This is a genomic window from Inquilinus sp. YAF38 (genome assembly GCF_052113205.1).
GTDB lineage: Bacteria > Pseudomonadota > Alphaproteobacteria > DSM-16000 > Inquilinaceae > Inquilinus.
The window spans coordinates 1-17,802 of sequence record NZ_JBFRCU010000122.1 but is presented as its reverse complement, the minus strand read 5'-3'; the positions used below and the strand labels follow the sequence as shown (position 1 = coordinate 17,802).

The window sequence follows — 17,802 nt, the reverse complement described above, 5'->3', positions numbered from 1 at the left end:
GGCCTGGCGCCGGCGGCTGGCGCCGGCGTCGGAGGGCGGCGGTCCGACGGTGCTGCGGCTGCAGGAGGAGACCCGGCGGGTCGAGGCCGGGCGGGCGCGCCGCCGGCATCGCCGCGGGGCCGCGGCCGGGCTGGCGCACGACCGGGTCAAGCCGGTTCCCGACCGCCGCTCCGAAGGGCCACGGCCCGACGGCTTCCGACGCTAGAGCCGGATGATTTGAGATGGAAGCGCCTTGCGCTTCATCTCAAATCTGAATCCGGCTCTATACCAATGAGTTGGAGCGCGATAGCAATCGCGCTCCGGACGCCGGAATCCCTGCCGCGACTCCTATTCCACCCAGAACATGTTGCTCAGCGCCTGGCCCCAGGGCGGGATCAGGCCGCCGGCCGGATCCTTGACGATGTTGGTGTAGTCGCTGCACAGCGACATGTGCCAGTCGTGGGACTCGTCCCCCTGCGTCAGGGTCCGGCTGTAATCGTCCTTGCTGCCGCTGTCGCTGATCGTCAGCCCCGGCACCGGGCTGCTGCGGAAGCTGTAGGGTGGGCTGCAGGTGTCGCGCTCGAACAGGGTCTTGCCCAGGGTCGCAGCGGCCTGGCGGCTGCGCGGATGCACCCAGTCGGCGCGGGCCCATTTCTCCCAGCGGGTCAGGCCGAACTCCTTGGTCCAGTATGTGATCTCGACCTGGGTCGCCGGCCCCGGCCCCTTGCCGTCCTTGCTGGAGCTGGAGAAGCGCAGCGAGATCAGGCTGTCGAGCGTCTTGCCGTCCTTGTAGTCGAAGCGGTCGCGCATCCACAGCGTGAAGGGCTTGGCGAAGCGCTTCGGGCAGCCGGCCTCGGGCTCGCCGCCGTCCTTGGCGGTGACCAGCTTGCTCTGGAACGTCGAGAAGCCGCCCTGGCCCTCCGGCGGCAGCGTCGCCGGGCCGATCACCCAGCCGTAGCGGAACCGGCCGGAGGTGTCGGGCGCGCCCTCGCAGGACGGGGTCAGCCAGTACGACAGCGCGACCGGGCTCCAACTGCCCATGATGTAGCCCCAGCGTTCGTCGACCCATTGCACCGAGCCGCCTTCGCGGCCGGTGTCGAGCTTGCCGAAGCTGGGCTCGTCCGGCTTGGCGTCCGGGCAGTTGTGGTCGACGCCGCGGTCGTAGAAGCTGACGATGCGGGTGACGCCGCGCTTCTCGATCGGGATGTTGTCCTTCGACACCGTGCCCAGCCGCTGCGGGCAGGGGGCGCCAGGGCTGGGGAAGTTGTGCAGGTGATAGGGCACGGCCTCGCCGGCGCGGATGTTGCGGCGCCGGGTGCAGTCGCGGTCACCCGGCACCAGCGCCGGGTCGATCCGGTCATGCTGGTCGACGCAGACATCCATGATCATGAAGTCTTCCAGCTTGTCGGACTGGGCCTGCGCCCGGGCCGGCGGCGCGGTCGCCAAGCCGGCCGCCAGCGCCAGGGCGGCGGGGAGCACCAGGAAACGGAGCTGCATGCACTGCCTCATGATTGCGTGTCGGAACTCGGCTCCCCCTCGACCAGCATGGGCGAAACCGTCGCTGCGGCGAAGCGGCCGGATGTCGCATGGGAAGCTTTCGAAGGTTTTGCTTCAGCGGAAATGAGGCGGGATGCACCGCCCGGTCCCCCAGAAAAGCCGATTTCAGGTTTGCTCGGCACATCATGTTGATCTGAAAACGGATTCTAAACCCAAACTGAAAGATATCTCTGGGCCTGCCGAGCGCAGATTTTTGCTTTGCACTGCGATTTCGCACCGCAAAATGCATGACAGCGGCGACGATTCCGGCTTAAAACCTTTAGGTCGAAACTGGAATCATGGACACCTGATGGCCGTGCCGGGCAACGAGACCATTCGCGCTTTGGCTGCCTCGGTCAGGCAGCGGCAGACCGTGCCGCTGACCTGGGTGGCGGCGACGCGCGAGCAGGACTACGTCAATCTCGGCGACGCCCTGAGCGCGGTGATGGTGTCGCTGCTGGCGGGCCTGCCGGTCGAGCACATCGCCCATGAATCGAAGCGCCTCAGGATGGCCGCGGTCGGCACCATCGGCCACAGCCTGAAGGAGGGCGAGGTCGTGGTCTGGGGCACCGGCAGCTCGCGCTGGCGCAACCCCTCGGCCCCGGCCGACCAGCGGGTCCCGGTGGCGCCGCTGCCCGGCACGCGTCTGCACATCGCCGCCACCCGCGGGCCGGTGTCGCGCCGGATCCTGGGCGGCGAGGACGCGGTCGGCCCGGCGGTCTATGGCGACCCGGTCTGGCTGCTGCCGCGCTTCCATCCCGCGCCGCGGCAGAAGAAGTGGAAGCTCGGCGTCATCATCCATCTCGCCGATCTGCAGGATCGCTCTTTCGAGGTGCGGCCGAAGGCGGAGCACATCCGCTACGAGATCCCGGCGGAGCTGGCCGGCGACGTCCGGCTGATCCACACAGTGACGCCGATCGGGCTGGACGGCATGCGGGCCCGGCTGGACGAGATCCTGGAATGCGAGCGGATCGTGTCGACCAGCCTGCACGGCATGGTCTTCGCCGAAAGCTACGGGATCCCCTGCCTGTACTTCTCGCCCCGGGCGCCGCGCGGCCTGCACATGGCCGAGCTCGACCCCGACGGCACGCTCGACCTCCGCATCGTCGACCTCTATCGCGGCCTTGGCCGCACCAGCCTGCCGATCTACGGCCAGCCGCGCCGCGAGCGCACCGACTGGCCGGCGCTGATGGCGGCGATCGACAAGGCCTGGGTGCCGCCGGAATTCGACACGCAGCCGCTGCTCGAGGCCTTCCCGCTGGACCTCAATCCGCTGCAGCCGCGGCGCGGCGAGACTGTGTTCGAGCATCCGGTGCTGCGACAGATTCCGTTGCAGCACCGGCCGCAGACGGTGATCCGGCCTGCCGCCGCCGAGGCCCGGCCAGCGGCCGGGCCGCTGCAGCGCGTGGCGGCGCTGCTGCGGCGGCCCCTGGCGGATCGGGCCTGATGCGGCAGCCCGGATCCGAACCCACACATCGACCTGATCGAACTGGACGAGGCGCAGAATGAACAGCTTGTTGCGGGCCACGCGCGACGCGGGACAGATCCCGCTCTCCTGGGCCGGCTCGACGAAGGAGATGGATTATCTGAACTTCGGCGATGCGCTGAGCCCGGTCATGGTAGCGCTGCTGTCCGGCCTGGACATCGCCCGCGTCCCGACCAAGTCGAAATCCGTGCGCATGGGCGCGGTCGGCACCATCGGCCATGGGTTCGAGGGCGGCGAAGTCTGGTTCTGGGGCACTGGCTGCTCGGGCTGGAAGAATCCGTCGGCGCCGATGCCGGAGCGGCTGCCTTTCACCGTGCCGCCCGATTCCACCTTCCACGTCCCGGCCAGCCGCGGCCCGGTCTCGGCCCGGCTGCTCGGCGGCAAGGCCAAGGGCGGCGTCTATGGCGACCCGGTCTGGCTGCTGCCGCGCTTCTACAAGCCGAAGGTCGAGAAGAAGTGGGATGTCGGCGTCATCCTGCACCTGTCGGAGCTGGCCGACCGCTCCTTCGCCCAGGCGAACCCACGGGCCGACTACAAGCGCTTCGAGGTGCCGGCCGAATTCGCCGATCGGGTTCATCTGATCAGCACGGTGACGCCGATCGGCATCGGTGGCCTCAAGGACAAGGTCGATGAGATCCTGGCCTGCAAGCGCATCGTCTCGACCAGCCTGCACGGCATGGTGATCGCCGAAAGCTACGGCATCCCCTGCCTGTACTTCTCGCCGCAGGGCAACGAGGCCGGCCTGACCCTCACCGAGCTCACGCCCGAGGGGACGACCGATCTGCGGATCGTCGATCTCTACACCGGCATCGGCAAGGACAAGATCTGGAGCTACAGCCAGCCGCGCGGCATCGTCACCGACTGGCAGGACGTGCTCGACACCATCGACGATGTGTGGGAGCCGGTGTCGATCGATGAGGATTCGCTGATCAACGCCTTCCCGCTCGACGCCAAGCCGCTGGTCGCGCCGGCTGGCAAGACCGTGTGGGACCACCCGGTGCTGACCGGCCTCGTGCTCCAGCATTCCGTCGACGAGCTGCGCCGGGAAGACCGCAAGCGCGTCGCCCTGGCCCGGGCCGGCGAGGCCAAGACCGAAACCGCGGCGTCCGCCCCGGCTCCGGTCCCGGCCGCCAAGTCGGCCCCGGCTCTCAAGGTTGTTTCCGCCATGACCACCGTCCCTTCGACACCCTCCGCCCCGGCCAAGCCTGCCGCTGCCTCCGCCGCGCCGATGACCGCCGGCTCCTCCGCCCTCGCCCGGGCGCCGGAGCCCGTGCTGGAGAGCGCGCCGGAGCCGACCCCGGCTGCCGCCCCGGCGGTGGCTAAGCCCGAGGCGGCGTCGCGCGACCGGCTGGAGACGCTGCTGCGCTTCAACGCCAAGCGGCTGTCGATCCCGCTGTCCTGGGTCGCCACCACCAGCGAGCATCCGCACGCCAATCTCGGCGACGCGCTCAGTGCCGTGGTGGTCGCCGCCATCGCCGGCCTGCCGGTGCGCCGCGCCGCTTTCGACGACGCGTCGGAGCGGATGGTCGCGGTCGGCACCATCGGCCATGCCCAGAAGAACGGTGTGCTGCACTTCTGGGGCACCGGCATGGATGCGACGCTGAACCCGGTCGACCGCTCGATCCGGCAGTACATGCGGCCGCAGAACACCGATTTCGTGGTGCATGGCGTGCGCGGCCGCAAGACCCAGGCGGTGCTGCGCGGCCAGGGCATCACCGTGCCCGACGTGTTCGGCGACCCGGTCTGGTTCCTGCCGCGCATCATGCCGATGAAGCACGTCAAGAAGACGCATGAGCTCGGCGTGATCCTGCACATCTCCGAACTGTCCTCGATGGACCCGCAATCGGGGGTGAAGGAGGCGCTGAAGCGCTACAACATCCCGCCCAGCCTGGCGGGCTCGATCCGGCTGATCAACACCTACACCGCGCCGAAGGTCGACGCCTTCGCCGCCAAGGTGGAGGAGATCGTGTCGTGCAAGCGCATCATCTCGACCAGCCTGCACGGCATGGTGATCGCCGAGACCTACGGCGTGCCCTGCGGTTGGTTCGGCACCTATGAGGGCGGCCGGCTGCTGCTCGACGTCGACGACCCGGAGAACCGGATCGACCACCGCATCCGCGACTTCTACTCCGGCGTCGGCAAGCCGGGCGTCATCGCCTTCTGCCGCGATCGCAGCCTGGAGACGCCGTGGGAGGACGTAATCACCTGGATCGACGAGACCTGGCAGCCGCTGCGCTATGATGGCCGCGCCCTGTTCGAGGCCTTCCCGGTGGCGCAGGGTGTGTCGTTCGACGACGCGGTGTGGCCGGTATCGGGCGACGTCTACGCCCGCATCCCGTTCTGAGGCGGTGAGATGAACGGGCGACCCCAGCGCCCGTTCGCCGCTGCGGCGCGGCTGGCCGGTGGGCTGGCCTCGCCGCGGCCCGTCCCGCCGCAGCCGGCTTCCCCCCTGCCGGCTGCGGCGCGGGCGATTCCGGCGCCGTCCAGCAGGGGGCGCCAGCGCGTGGTGCTGGTCCTGCAGGGCGCCGCGACGCCGTTCCAGCGGCGCCTGGCGACGGCGCTGGAGGCCGAGGGTGCCCGCGTCGTCAAGATCAACATCTGCGGCGGCGACGTGGTGTTCTGGCGCCGGCCGGCCATCGCCTTCCGCGGCCGGTTCGAGGATTGGCGCGGCTTCGTTGCCGGCATCCTCGACCACGAGGGCGTCACCGACCTGGTGCTGTTCGGCGACTGCCGGCCGCACCATGCAGTGGCGGTCGATCTGGCCCGACGCCGCGGCCTCAAGCTGCACCTGTTCGAGGAAGGCTATCTGCGCCCCGGTTGGGTCACCTGCGAGGCCTGGGGCGTGAACGGCCACTCCGACTTGCCGCGCAGCCCGGCGATGTTCCAGGCGCTGGCGCGGGCTGCCGAGCCGTCGCCGCCGGCGGCGCCGGTGCCGTCCTATTTCCTGCACCGGGCGGTGTGGGACGTGCTGTGGACGGTCGGGCTGGTCGCGCTGATGCCGGCCTTCCCGCACTACCGCCACCACGCGCTCGACCATCCGCTGGTCGAATATGCCGGCTGGCTCGGCCGGTTCCTGCGAGCCCCATGGGTGAAGCGCCAAGCGCACCGGATGATGCCGGGCTTGGCCGGGCAGCGCTATTACCTGCATCCGCTGCAGCTCGACACCGATTTCCAGATCCGCACCCATTCGCCCTTCCGCGATACGGTTGAGGCGGCGGAGGAGGTGATCGCCTCCTTCGCCCGCAACGCGGATCCCGGAACCCGGCTGGTGGTGAAGCTGCATCCGCTCGACTTCCGGCCGGTGCGGAAACGCCGGCTCATCGAAGCGCTGGCGGTACGCCATGGCGTGTCGGACCGGGTCGACTTCATCGATGGCGGCGACCTGCAGCAACTGGTCGACGGCGCCATCGGCGTGGTCGTGGTCAACTCCACCGTCGGCCTGTTCGCGCTCGAGCGAGGCAAGCCGCTGCAGACGCTCGGCACCGCGGTGTTCGACCTGCCGGGCCTCAGCTTCCAGGGCGGGCTCGACCGGTTCTGGGCCGAAGGGCAGCCGCCGAGCCCCGAACTGCTGGAGGCGTTCCGCCGCGTCGTGGTGGCGCGGACCCAGATCCGCGGCAGCTTCTTCTCGCTCTCCGGCATCGACCTCGCGGTCGACGGCGCCCGCCGCCGCATCCTCGACGGCGAGGTGCAGCCGCTGCGCGAGGCCGCCTGGGCGGCGCAGGCGGGAGAATGAACGCGACAGTACCGACGGCAGTCGTCGTAACCGGCGCGTCGCACGGTCTCGGCGCGGCGCTGGCCCGGCACTACGCGGCGCCGGGCGTGGCGCTGGCCCTGATTGGCCGCAATCCCGCCCGCCTGGCCAAGGTCGCCGCGACCTGCCGGCAGCGCGGCGCAGTGGTGGAGACGGCGGAGATCGATGTCCGTGACGGCGCCCGGTTGGGCGAATTTCTGCGCGGCTTCGATGCCCGCCGTCCGGTGGCGGTGGTGATCGCCAATGCCGGGGTCGAGGCCGGGCTGGCGCCAGGCCGCGGCTGCGAGCCGGAGGATCTGGTCACGGCACAGCTGCGCATCAATCTGGAAGGCGCGATCGCCACGGTGTCGCCGCTGATCGAGCCGATGCGCGGCCGCCGCTTCGGCCGCATCGTCCTGATCTCGTCCCTGGCGGCGCTGATGCCGTTGGCCGACCAGCCGGCCTATTCCGCCTCCAAGGCCGGGCTCATGGCCTGGGGCGAGGCGCTGCTGGCTTGGCTGCGGCCGGACGGCATCCGTGTCACGGTCGCCTGCCCCGGCTTCATCGCCACCGGCATGAGCGACCGCTACCGCGGCTCTCGTCCGTTCCAATGGAGCGCCGACCGCGCGGCGCAGCACATTGCCGCCGCCACCGCCCGCGGCCGCGCCATGGTGGCTTTTCCCTGGCCGCTGGTCTGGCTGATCCGCCTGGGCCGGCTGGCCCCGCGTCCGGTCCGCGCCGCCTTCATCGACCGCTTCCTCCGCTTCGAAATCGACGCGCCGGCGACTCTCTAGCCCCGGGCGGCGGCGCTCAGCCGCTTTGCCACCGGCGCCTCCCGCAGCAACTGCTGCCGCTCCTCGGCGATGACAGCGACGGCGCGGTCGATCTGCTCGCGGGTGTGGTCGGCGGTGACGAAGCAGCGCAGCCGGGCGGATTTCTCCGGCACCGCCGGATGCACGATCGGCGAGACGTTGACGCCGCGCTCCAGCAGCCGGTTCGACAGCAGCACCGCCTGCAGCGAATCCCCGAGGATGATCGGGATGATCGCATGGCCCTGGGCCAGGCCGGTGTCCAGCCCGGCGGCCCGCGCGCGCTCCAGGAAGTATCGGGAATTGGCCTGCAGCCGGGCCACCCGCCCATCCGTGTCGGCGATCAGCAGCTCCAGCGCCGTCAGCGCCGCCATCGTCGCCGGCGCCGGCATGCCGACGCTGTAGACGAAGCCCGACGCCGTCAGCTTCAGATAGTCGACCAAGGCGCTCGGGCCGGCGATGTAGCCGCCGCAGGAAGCGAGCGTCTTCGACATCGTGCCCATCCAGATGTCGACCTGCCGCGGGTCGATTCCGCTGGCCTCGGCGATGCCGCGGCCGGTCGGGCCCAGCACGCCCAGCCCATGCGCCTCGTCGACCATCAGCCAAGCGCCGAAGCGCTGCTTGATCGCCACCAGACGGGGCAGGTCGATGGTGTCGCCATCCATCGAATACAGGCTCTCGACCACGATCAGCACGCGCTGCCAGCGGTCGCGCTCGGCCGTCAGGATCGACTCCAGCGTGTCCAGGTCGTTGTGCGGGAAGGACCGCCGCTGTGCGCCGGACAGCTGCGCGCCGGTGATCACGCTGCTGTGGATCAGCCCGTCATGCAGGATCAGGTCGGCCGGCCCGGTGATCTGGCCGATGGCGGAAACGTTGGTGGCGTGGCCGCTGACGAAGGCGATCGCATCCTCGACGCCGTGCACCTCGGCCAGGCGCCGCTCCAGCGCCGCATGGAACGGCCGCTCACCCGCCACCAGCCGGCTGGCCGAGACCGAGGTGCCGAATTCGTCGACCGCCGCCTTCGCCGCCGCGGCCACCGCCGGGTGGCTGTTCAGCCCGAGATAGTCGTAGGAGGCGAAGTTGATCACCTCTCGCCCAGCGATCCGCGACACCGCCCCGGCACGCTGCTCATGGGTGCGGAAGAACGGGCTCGGGATGCCCAGCAGGTCGGCGGCGGCACGCTGCATCCGCAGCGTCTCGTAGCCCGGCAGGGTGTCGAAGGCGGTGTCGTAGGATCGCGGCTCCGGCGCCGGCGGCACCGCGGCCGTGGCCTTGCCGCGCACCTCGGAGATCAGCGACCGCAGCGCGGAATCCGACAGGCGTCCCTTACTCATCGCAGATCATCCCAGAACCCGCCTTGTGGTCTTGGCCCGGTCGCGGACGGCTTCGCGCACCAGCAAGGCGGCATCCGCCTCCAGGTCGGCCTCGACATGCTTGGCGATCAGCTGCGCCGCCTCGGTCTGCGGTTCCGCTTCGGGGGGCGCAGCCGGGGCCCCGCCGCGCAGCTTGGCGACGATCCGGGTGCTCAACTCGCTCAGGGTCAGCCCGGCGCCGATCGACAGGAAGGGCAGGTCGATGCCGTAGCGGCTCTGCATCGCCGCATCCAGCTCCAGCCCCATCAACGAATCCATGCCCAGTTCGGCGAAGGCGCGGTCGGGGTCGATGTCGGCCGGCGGCATGCGCAGGATCCGCCCGATCTCGGCCAGCATGGTCTCGGTCACGATCGCTTGGGCCTCCGCATCGCTGCGGCCGGCGATCATGGCGGCCAGATCGACCTCGGCCTCGGTGGTCTCGGCCCGGCGGCCATCGGCCATCCCGGCCAGCCGCGGCGTGGCCAGGATCGGCAGCTCGCGGGTCGCCGCCTGCCAGTCGATCCGGGCGCAGGCCACCACCGCCTCCGCCGGCGTCTCGGCCGGCCGGGCCAGCAGCCGGCCCAGCTGCGCCAGCGCCTCGGCCGCCTTCAGCGACGACCGGCCGATCCGGCGCTTCAGCGCGTCGCCCTTGGCCGCGTCGCGGGCCAGCACCCCGGCATCGGCGATGGCGCCCCAGGACACGGCCAGCGCCGGCAGCCCCTGGGCCCGCCGCGTCCGCGCCAGCGCCTCGAGATAGGCGTTGGCGGCGACGTAATTGGCTTGGCCGGGATTGCCGATCAGCGTGGTGGCGGAGGAGAACAGCACGAAGTAGTCCGGCTCGCGGGTGCGACTGACCAGGTCGAGATGGATCGCGCCCTTGATCTTGGGCGCCAGCACCCGCTCGATCCGCGCCGCGTCCAGGTCGCGCAGCAGCCCGTCATCCAGCACCATGGCGGCGTGGATGATGCCGCGCAGCGGGCCGTGCCGGCGCTCCAGCGCCGCCAGCAGCTTCTCGCAGGCGGCCCGGTCGGTGACGTCCAGCCGCTCCGCCACCAGGGTCGCGCCCTGAGCCGCCAGCCGCTCGGCCTCGGCCTTTTCCATGGGGCCCAGAGTGCCGCGACGGGAGGCGACGACGATCGTCTTCGCGCCGTGCTCGGCCAACCACAGCGCGGTGGCGAAGCCGAAGCCGCCGGTGCCGCCGGTGACCAGGTGGAAGCCGGTGTCCTGCGCTTCGAACCGGGCCTCGGCGGCCGGCGCCGCCGGGATCTCACGCGGCGGGGTGATCACGATCTTGCCGACATGGCCGGCGCCCTGCATCAGCCGGAACGCGTCCTCCACCTGGTCGGCCGGGAACACCCGGTGCGGCAGCGGGGTCAGGCGGCGCTGCGCGAACAGCCGGTCCAGCTCGCGCAGCAGGCGCCTGGTCAGGCCCGGCTGGGCGTTCAGCAGCTGGTCGGCATCGACCCCGAAATAGGAGACGTTGCGGGCGAAGGCGCGCAAGCCCACCGCGGTGTCGGCGACGAAGTCGCGCTTGCCCAGCTCGACGAAGCGGCCGAATGGCTTCAGCGCCCGCAGGCTGCGGCGCATGGCGTCGCCGGACAGCGAGTTCAGCACCACGTCGACACCGCCCAGCTTCCAGCGGATCTCGTCGGCGAAGGCCAGCGAGCGCGAATCCAGCACCAGGTCGGCGCCCAGCAGCTGGGCCAAAGCGCGCTTGTCCTCATTGCCGGCGGTGGCCACCACGGTGGCGCCGCGCAGCTTGGCGATCTGCAGCGCCGCCAGCCCGACGCCGCCGGCGGCGCCGTGGATCAGCACGCTCTCGCCGCGGCCCAGCCGGGCCTGGTGCACCAGCGCGTACCAGGCGGTGATGAAGGCGACCGGCATGGTCGCCGCCGCGGCGAAGTCGACGCCCTCCGGCACCCGCATCGCCACCTGGGCCGGCACCGTGACATGGGTGGCGAAGGCGGCCGGCGCGAAGGCCATCACCCGGTCGCCTTGCTTCAGGTCGGTCACCACCTCACCGACGCGGCGGACCGTGCCGGCGCATTCGAAGCCCAGGGTCGGGCCGGCGAAGCCGTCCTCCAGATAGTCGTCCGGCAGCAGGCCCAGCGAGAACATCACGTCGCGGAAGTTCAGCCCGCTGGCCGCGACCTCGATCTCGATCTCCTCCGGTCCGGGGGCCGTGCGCTCGGCGACGGTCCAGCCGATCCGGCCCAGGCTGCCCGGGGCGGCCAGGGCCAGGCGGGCGGCGCGGTCCTCCGCCGGGGCGTCCTGCGGCGCCGGCCGCACCGCTTCCACCCGGCTGACGAAGACGCCGTCACGGTCGATCTCGAATTCGGTCTCGGCCGACCCGATCAGCCCGGCCAGCGCCGCCGCCGCAGCCTCGTCCGGCAGCGCCGGGGCCAGGGTGGCGAAGCGGATCGCGAGGCCGGACTGCTCGTTGGCCAGGGTGCGGGCGAAGGCCGCCAGCGCCTCGGCCAGGCCGCGGCCGCCATCGGCCTTGCCGTTCAGCTTGCCGCAGCGGGCGACCAGCCACAGGGTGGACTTCGCCGGCAGGGCCTCGGCTTCCGCCCGCACCGACAGGATGGCCTTGGTCAGGAAGGCGACCGGGTCGCGCGCCGTGTCCAGCATCAGCGGCACCAGCACGGTGTCGCCCTCCGCCGYCGCGGCGGCCGGGTCGATGCGCACCAGGTGGCCCAGTCCGCGCAGCCGGTCGGCGAGGTCGGGCAGCAGCTCGGTGTCGGCGGGGCGGATCAGGATCGGCCCGGCCGGTTCGGCCGGAGCGTCGACGGCCGGCCGATCCCAGACCACCAGCTGCGCCGCAGCTCCTCGGGTGCCGATGCGATGCCGGGCCGTCGGCCGCAAGCCCGCCAGCCCGTCCTGCGATGACACGGCCTCCGCCATGCCGTCCAGCAGCAGGGCGGTCACCGTGTTCGGGATGCTATCTATGGTGACGGCCGCGGCGCCGGGGCGCAGCAGCCCGGCCACAAGCTGCCCCAGCCGCGCCGAATCCCCGGCCGCCATGGTGCCGACCGACAGGGCCAGGTCGAAGCGGCCCGGCGGCACGGTGGTCTGCTCGTCCAGGATGCGCAGGCCGGGCAGCCGCGGGCTGCGTGCGGCCAGGCCCGCCAGCATCTTGGGCTCCGGCCCTGTCACCGACACGGTCAGGGCACCGTCGCGGATCAGCGGCAGCAGCGCCGGCATCAGCTCGCCCTCGGGGTCGACCAGCAGCAGCGCCAGGGGCGCGGCGCGGCCGGCGGCGAGCGTCTCGACCAGCTCTGCCGCCAGCGGCAGCAGCGGCGAGGCGGCGCGGGCATGCGCCTCGACGCCCTTGGAGAAGCGCAGCGGCTCCCCGCTGCGCAGCGCCGCCACCAGGTCGCGCGACAGCCGGGCGGCCATCACGGTCTCGGCGCCGCGCTCCGGATGCGCGGCCGCGATCGAGCGCAGGATCGCCTGGGGCGACGGCAGGCGGGCAGGGGCCAGGCGCCAGGCGCCGTCCTGCTCCGTCGCCAGCCCGAACTCCGCCAGCACCTTCAGCAGCGTTGCGAAGCGCGGCACCGCGGCCGGGGCCAAGCGCCCGCCGCGGCACAGCCGCTCGATGGTGAAGCGGGCGGATCCGGCCACCGCCCGTACCGCGCGATGCGCCATCGACCGCGCCCAGGCGGTCAGCAGCAGCCAGTCGTCGCCGGTCTCGTGCCGGTCCAACAGGCCGGCGACGGCCTGCTCCAGCTCCGCAGCAGTGATGCCGGCGCGGCCGTTGTCCCAGGGCTGCCGCACCGCGCGGTACAGCAGCTCGTCCCCGGCCGCCAGGCGCAGCGCGCTGCGCTGGAATCGGGCGCCGCGCAGCTCGGCCACCACCATGCCCGCCTCGTCCTCCAGGGCGATGTCGACCAGGATCGACCGCGGCGTGGCGCGGCGCAGGTCGAGCCTGGCCCGGACGGCGGGCACCGACCGGTACACCCGCAGCGCGGCGAAGCGCACCGGCAGGAAGGCGCCGCCCTCGCCGCCGCCGAGTTTCTCGTACAGGGCGAACAGCCCGTGGAAGGCGGCGTCCAGCGCAGTCGGGTGCAGTGCATGCGGCGCGGTGTAAAGGCCGTTGTCCGCTGCCTCCGCCGTCAGGTCGACGGTGATCCTCTGCCCATCGTCAGTGGCGATGGCGGCGGCGCGGCGGAAGGCCGGGCCGTAATCGATCCCGGCCGCGCTTGCGGCGGCATAGATCGCTGCCGGATCGACCGGCCGCAGGGCGTCGTCGTCCCCGTTCCGCACCCGGGCGGCGGCGACCGGGCTCGGCCCGACCCGGCCGCGGGCGTGCAGCGTCCATTCCTCGCCGGCCATGCGCTGCCGGGCCAGGATCTCGACCGCGCCGGTGGCCGGTGCCAGCCGCAGCCAGGTCTCGCGTGTCGTGCCCTCGGCGATCACCAGGGCCTGGATGATGTCGAAATCCTCGACCTCGACCGCCTCGGTGCCGAGCCACTGCCGGCCGGCGGCGACCGCCATCTCCAGCAACGCGGCGCCGGGCACCACCACCTCACCCGCCACTTTGTGGTCGGCCAGATAGGGCAGCAGCTCGGGGTCCAGCAGGCCGTGCCATTCCGGCGTACCCTCTCCCAGCCGGGCGCCCAGCAGCGGATGCGCCGGCTTGGCCAGCGACAGGTCGATCCGCTCCGGCGTCGGCGCCTGGCGCAGGTCGCGACGCTGCCAGGGATAATGCGGCAAGGCCTGGCGCCGTCCGGTGGGTCGGTCGCCGAACAGCGGCCGCCGATCGACCGCGCCGCCGCGCAGCAGCACCTGCAGCACCGCCCGCTCGACCGGGTCCGATCCATCCTCTGTCGCTTTGTTGTCCAGCGTCGGCAGGATCGCCACCTCGCGCTCCGCCGCCTTGGCGATGTCGCGCAGATGGCCGGTCAGCACCGGCCGCGGCCCGATCTCGACGAAGATCCCGGCGCCCAGCTCCAACGCTGTCCGCGCCGCCGCGGCGAAATCCACCGGCTCGCGGATGTTGCGCCACCAGTAATCCGCATCCAGCGCGGCGCCGCTCAGCGCCTCGCCGGTGACGGAAGAGATTAACGGGATCCGTCCCTCGGCCGACACCATGTCGGCCAGCGCCGCCCTGAGCGGCGCCTCGATGGGCGCGGTCAGCGGCGAATGGAACGGATAGTCGACCCCGACGCGCTGCGCCGCCACCCGGCGCTGCTTGGCCAGCTTCAGCAGCGCCTCGATCTCGTCCTTCGGACCGGAGACGGTGACGCAGACCGGGCTGTTGGCCGCGGCGACGACGGTGCCGTGCAGCCCGGCTTCGGCCAGCACGGCCTCCGCTGCTTCGCGCGACAGCATCAGCACCGCCATGGTGCCCAGGCCGCGCAGTTGCTCCTGGCAGCGGCTGCGCCAGTGGATGATCCGGACCGCCTGGTCCAGCGACACCATGCCGGCGGCCAGTGCCGCCGCCACCTCACCGACGCTGTGGCCGATCACCATGGCGGGCTTGAGGCCGTCCGCCGCCAGCGCCGCGGTCAGCGCCACCTGCACCGCAAACAGCAACGGCTGCGCGGTCGAGGTGGCAGGCAGCCGCTCCTCCAGCGCCGGGTTCTGCAGCGCCTCGGCCAGCGACCAGCCGGCCAGGGCGGCGTAGCGCGCATCGACCTCGTCGAAGACCTCGCGGAATGGCCGGCTGGCGCGATAGGCGCGCAGCCCCATGCCGGCGAATTGCGAGCCGTTGCCGGAAAAGGCAAAGCAAATCGCGCCGGCGTCGCTCTCGCCACGGGCCGACAGCACCGACGCCGCCCGGTCGCCGGCGGCGAAGCGCCGCAACCCGGCCGCCGCGTCGGCATCGAGCGGCAGGGCCAGGCGGTGCGGCAGCAGCTCGCGCTCGTGCGCGGCGTGGCTGGCGATCTGGGCCGGCGCCGCGTCAGCCAATTCCAGCGCCTCGGCATAGCGCCCGGCCAGGCTGCGCAGTGCCTCCTCGCCATGCGCCGACAGCAGCAGCGCCCGTGCCGGCGCCTCGGACGACGCCTCCGGCATCTCGTCCGGCCGCGGCGCCCGCAGCACGGCATGGGCGTTGGTGCCGCCGAAGCCGAAGGAGGAGACGCCGGCGGTCAGCGGCCCGGCCTGCAGCGCCACCGGGCCGCGCGCCGGCAAAAGGTTCAGCGCCTCGAACGGGATGTCCGGGTTGATGCTGTCGAGATGCAGCGTCGCCGGCAGCAGCCGGTGCTCGATCGCCAGGATCGCCTTGATCGTCCCGGCCAGGCCCGAGGCCGGCTCGAGATGGCCAATGTTCGACTTGACCGACCCGACCGGCAGCGGCGCGTCGCGCTTCTGGCCCAGGGCCCGGCCGATCGCCTCGGCCTCGGCCGGGTCGCCGACCCGGGTGCCGGTGCCGTGCGCCTCGACGAAGGCCAGGTCGTTCGGGTCGATCCCGGCCTCGCCATAGAGCCGCTCCAGCAGGCGGCGCTGGGCATCGGTCGAAGGCAGCGACAGGCCGACGGTGCGGCCGTCGGAATTGACCCCGGTCGCGTCGATCATCACCCGCGGCGGCCGCCCGCGCGACACGGCGGCGTCGAGCCGGCTCAGCACCAGCACGGCGCCGCCCTCGGCCCGGACATAGCCGTCGGCGGCGGCGGCGAAGGGCCGGCACAGCCCGGTCGGCGACAGCATGCCGGCGCGCGAGAAGCCGTAGAACGCCTGCGGCGCGCCCAGGATGTTGACCCCGGCCACCACGGCGGTGTCGATCTCGCCCCGCGCCAGCGCCCGCACCGCCGCGTCGAGCGCGACCAGCGAGGAGGAGCAGGCGGTGTCGATGGTCAGGCTCGGCCCGCGCAGGTCGTAGATGTAGGAGATCCGGTTGGCGATGATCGACGCGGTGTTGCCAGTCATGAAATGGGTGTCGATGCCGCTGGCATCACCCACGATCCGGGTATAGGCGTCGACCGAGGAGGCGCCGACGAACACGCCGACCGGCTGGCCGGCGAGGGTGGAGGGCGGCAGGCCCGCATCCTCCAGCGCCTCCCACACCAGCTCCAGCAGCAGCCGCTGCTGCGGGTCCATCTGCTCGGCCTCGCGCGGCGCGATCCGGAAGGCGCCGGCGTCGAAGCCGTTCGGATCCGCGATCAGCCCGGCGGCCAGGGTGTAGCTGCGGCCCGGCTCGCCCCGCCGCGGATGGTAGAACCGCTCGATCGCCCAGCGGTCGCCGCCGATCTCGGAGATGCTGCAGCGCTCCTGCAGCAGCAGCGACCAGTACTCGTCGAGGTCGGCCGCGCCCGGCAGCCGGCAAGCCATGCCGATCACCGCGATGGCCTGGTCGTGGAGTCTCGAAGAGCCTGCTGGCATGTCGGTTTTCTTTCGACGATTCGGCATGGGCGGGCGGGAAGCGGACCGCAGCGGCAACCTAGTCTACCGTAGGAATCGAGCTTCGAAACCTGCAATCGATGGCTGCCCCCATGACTTCATAGATTTTAAATCTGAAAACTCTTCGGAACAGTCCCGCTGGAGCGGAATCATCCGAACAGCAGCGCGTCGGCCGCTTCCAGCCGGACGACATCGTCCTCGCCGAGATAAGGTCCGGTGCGGACCTCGATCAGCTCGAGGTCGATCCTGCCGGGGTTCTCCAGCTTGTGGTCGGTGCCGTTGGGCAGGTAGACGGCCTCGTTCTCGCGCAGGATGCGGGACTGGCCCTCCATGGTGACGCGGGCGGTSCCGGACAGCACGACCCAGTGCTCGGAGCGGTGGTAGTGGCGCTGCAGCGCGACGGCCTGGCCGGGATGGATCAGGACGCGCTTGACCTGGAAGCGGTCGCCGGCATGCAGCGACTTGACGGTGCCCCAGGGCCGGTAGACCTGGCGATGGATTACCGCCTCGGGACGCTTGGACTTCTTCAGCGCGTCTGTGATGGCCTTGACGTCCTGGACCCGGTCCTTGGCGGCGACCAGCACGGCGTCGTCGGTGGCGATGACGATGGCGTCCTCGAGGCCGATCACGGCGGTGAGGATGCCGTCGGAGCGGACCAGGCAGTTGCGCGAGGACAGGGTCAGCGCGTCGCCCTGGGTCAGGTTGCCGTCGGCGTCGCGGTCGCCGACCTCCCACAAGGACGACCAGGAGCCGACATCGGTCCAGCCGATCGAGGCCGGGACGATGCCGGCGCGGTCGGTCTTCTCCATCACCGCGTGATCGATCGAGATCGACGGCGCCTGGACGAAGGCGGCGGGGTCGAGACGAAGGAAGGTGAGGTCGCGCGAGGCGGCCTTGAGCGCGGCGTCGGCGGCGGCCAGGACCTGGGGCGCATGGCGGGCGCATTCGGCCAGGTACTGTCCGGCGGTGAACAGGAAGATGCCGGCGTTCCACAGGTGACGGCCTTCGGCCAGGAAGCGCTCGGCGGTCTCGCGCGGCGGCTTCTCGATGAAGCGGGCGACGGTGCGGGCGCCGGGGGCCTCGGCGATGTCGTCGCCGGGCAGGATGTAGCCGAAGCCGGTCTCCGGCGCGGTCGGCTGCATGCCGAAGGTCATCAGRTGGCCGGCGCGGGCGGCGGGTGCCGCCATGGCGATGGCGGCGCGGAAGCCCTTCGGGTCCGCGATATGGTGGTCGGCCGGCAGCACCAGCATCAGGGTGTCAGGGTCGCGGTCGGCCAGGAASCGGGCGGCGACGGCGACGGCCGGCGCSGTGTTGCGGGCCGAGGGCTCGAGGATGATGGCGTCGGGCGCCACGCCGATCTGGCGCATCTGCTCGGCGACGATGAAGCGGTGGTCGTCGGCGCAGATGAACACCGGCGGCGCGAAGCCGTCGGCCTCGCCGACCCGGCTCACCGTCTCCTGGATCATGGTGCTGTCCGACACCAGCGGCAGGAACTGCTTGGGATAGCCGGCCCGCGACAGCGGCCATAACCGCGTCCCCGAACCGCCGGACAACACCACCGGCACCACC

The 17,802-nt window shown here is 71.8% G+C and carries 9 protein-coding genes; 5 read left to right on the top strand and 4 right to left on the bottom strand.

Annotation, left to right across the window (positions count from 1 at the left end):
- Positions 1-205 (top strand): hypothetical protein (locus AB4Z01_RS33110; RefSeq protein WP_441700671.1); only part of this gene is annotated, 205 nt, incomplete at its 5' end.
- A 122-nt stretch (positions 206-327) separates the two neighbouring features.
- On the opposite strand, the gene AB4Z01_RS33105 is transcribed toward AB4Z01_RS33110, so the two are convergent.
- Positions 328-1,476, bottom strand: coding sequence for a hypothetical protein (locus AB4Z01_RS33105; RefSeq protein ID WP_441700670.1), 1,149 nt, complete (start codon positions 1,474-1,476; stop codon positions 328-330).
- A gap of 349 nt (positions 1,477-1,825) precedes the next feature.
- Between AB4Z01_RS33105 and AB4Z01_RS33100 the strand changes: the two genes are divergently transcribed.
- Genes AB4Z01_RS33100 through AB4Z01_RS33085 form a run of 4 tightly spaced genes read left to right on the top strand, consistent with a single transcriptional unit; the run spans position 1,826 to position 7,525 of the window.
- Positions 1,826-2,962: a polysaccharide pyruvyl transferase family protein gene (locus tag AB4Z01_RS33100; RefSeq protein ID WP_441700668.1), complete on the top strand. Its 1,137-nt coding sequence runs from the start codon at positions 1,826-1,828 to the stop codon at positions 2,960-2,962.
- Positions 2,963-3,020: 58 nt separating this feature from the next.
- Complete coding sequence (locus tag AB4Z01_RS33095; RefSeq protein ID WP_441700666.1) at positions 3,021-5,345, top strand: polysaccharide pyruvyl transferase family protein; 2,325 nt, start codon at positions 3,021-3,023, stop codon at positions 5,343-5,345.
- Positions 5,346-5,354: 9 nt separating this feature from the next.
- The gene (locus AB4Z01_RS33090) at positions 5,355-6,734 is read left to right on the top strand and encodes a capsule biosynthesis protein (protein ID WP_441700664.1); all 1,380 of its coding nucleotides are present in this window, start codon (positions 5,355-5,357) and stop codon (positions 6,732-6,734) included.
- Positions 6,731-7,525 (top strand): SDR family NAD(P)-dependent oxidoreductase, encoded by a 795-nt coding sequence (locus tag AB4Z01_RS33085; RefSeq protein ID WP_441700662.1) that lies wholly within the window; start codon positions 6,731-6,733, stop codon positions 7,523-7,525. Before AB4Z01_RS33090 ends, AB4Z01_RS33085 begins: the two co-directional genes overlap by 4 nt.
- Here AB4Z01_RS33085 and AB4Z01_RS33080 read toward each other — a convergent pair.
- The 3 genes from AB4Z01_RS33080 to AB4Z01_RS33070 all read right to left on the bottom strand — a co-directional run bounded on the left by AB4Z01_RS33080 (position 7,522) and on the right by AB4Z01_RS33070 (position 17,801).
- Positions 7,522-8,874, bottom strand: a complete 1,353-nt coding sequence (locus AB4Z01_RS33080) for an aminotransferase class I/II-fold pyridoxal phosphate-dependent enzyme (RefSeq protein WP_441700660.1) — start codon at positions 8,872-8,874, stop codon at positions 7,522-7,524. The genes AB4Z01_RS33085 and AB4Z01_RS33080 overlap by 4 nt on opposite strands.
- A 6-nt stretch (positions 8,875-8,880) precedes the next feature.
- Entirely contained in the window at positions 8,881-16,215 is a 7,335-nt protein-coding gene (locus tag AB4Z01_RS33075; RefSeq protein ID WP_441700658.1) for a type I polyketide synthase, read from the bottom strand.
- 167 nt (positions 16,216-16,382) lie between these two features.
- On the bottom strand, positions 16,383-17,801 hold the full coding sequence (locus AB4Z01_RS33070) for a mannose-1-phosphate guanylyltransferase/mannose-6-phosphate isomerase (RefSeq protein WP_441700656.1): 1,419 nt from the start codon (positions 17,799-17,801) through the stop codon (positions 16,383-16,385).
- Position 17,802 lies beyond the last annotated feature (1 nt).

What these genes read in the sequence shown, in the direction of transcription:
- AB4Z01_RS33100 (WP_441700668.1), top strand. Translation starts at nt 1,826, where the DNA reads ATGGCCGTGCCGGGCAACGAGACCATTCGCGCTTTGGCTGCCTCGGTC.
- AB4Z01_RS33085 (WP_441700662.1), top strand. Translation starts at nt 6,731, where the DNA reads ATGAACGCGACAGTACCGACGGCAGTCGTCGTAACCGGCGCGTCGCAC.
- AB4Z01_RS33090 (WP_441700664.1), top strand. Translation starts at nt 5,355, where the DNA reads ATGAACGGGCGACCCCAGCGCCCGTTCGCCGCTGCGGCGCGGCTGGCC.
- AB4Z01_RS33105 (WP_441700670.1), bottom strand. Translation starts at nt 1,476, where the DNA reads ATGCAGCTCCGTTTCCTGGTGCTCCCCGCCGCCCTGGCGCTGGCGGCC.
- AB4Z01_RS33080 (WP_441700660.1), bottom strand. Translation starts at nt 8,874, where the DNA reads ATGAGTAAGGGACGCCTGTCGGATTCCGCGCTGCGGTCGCTGATCTCC.
- AB4Z01_RS33095 (WP_441700666.1), top strand. Translation starts at nt 3,021, where the DNA reads ATGAACAGCTTGTTGCGGGCCACGCGCGACGCGGGACAGATCCCGCTC.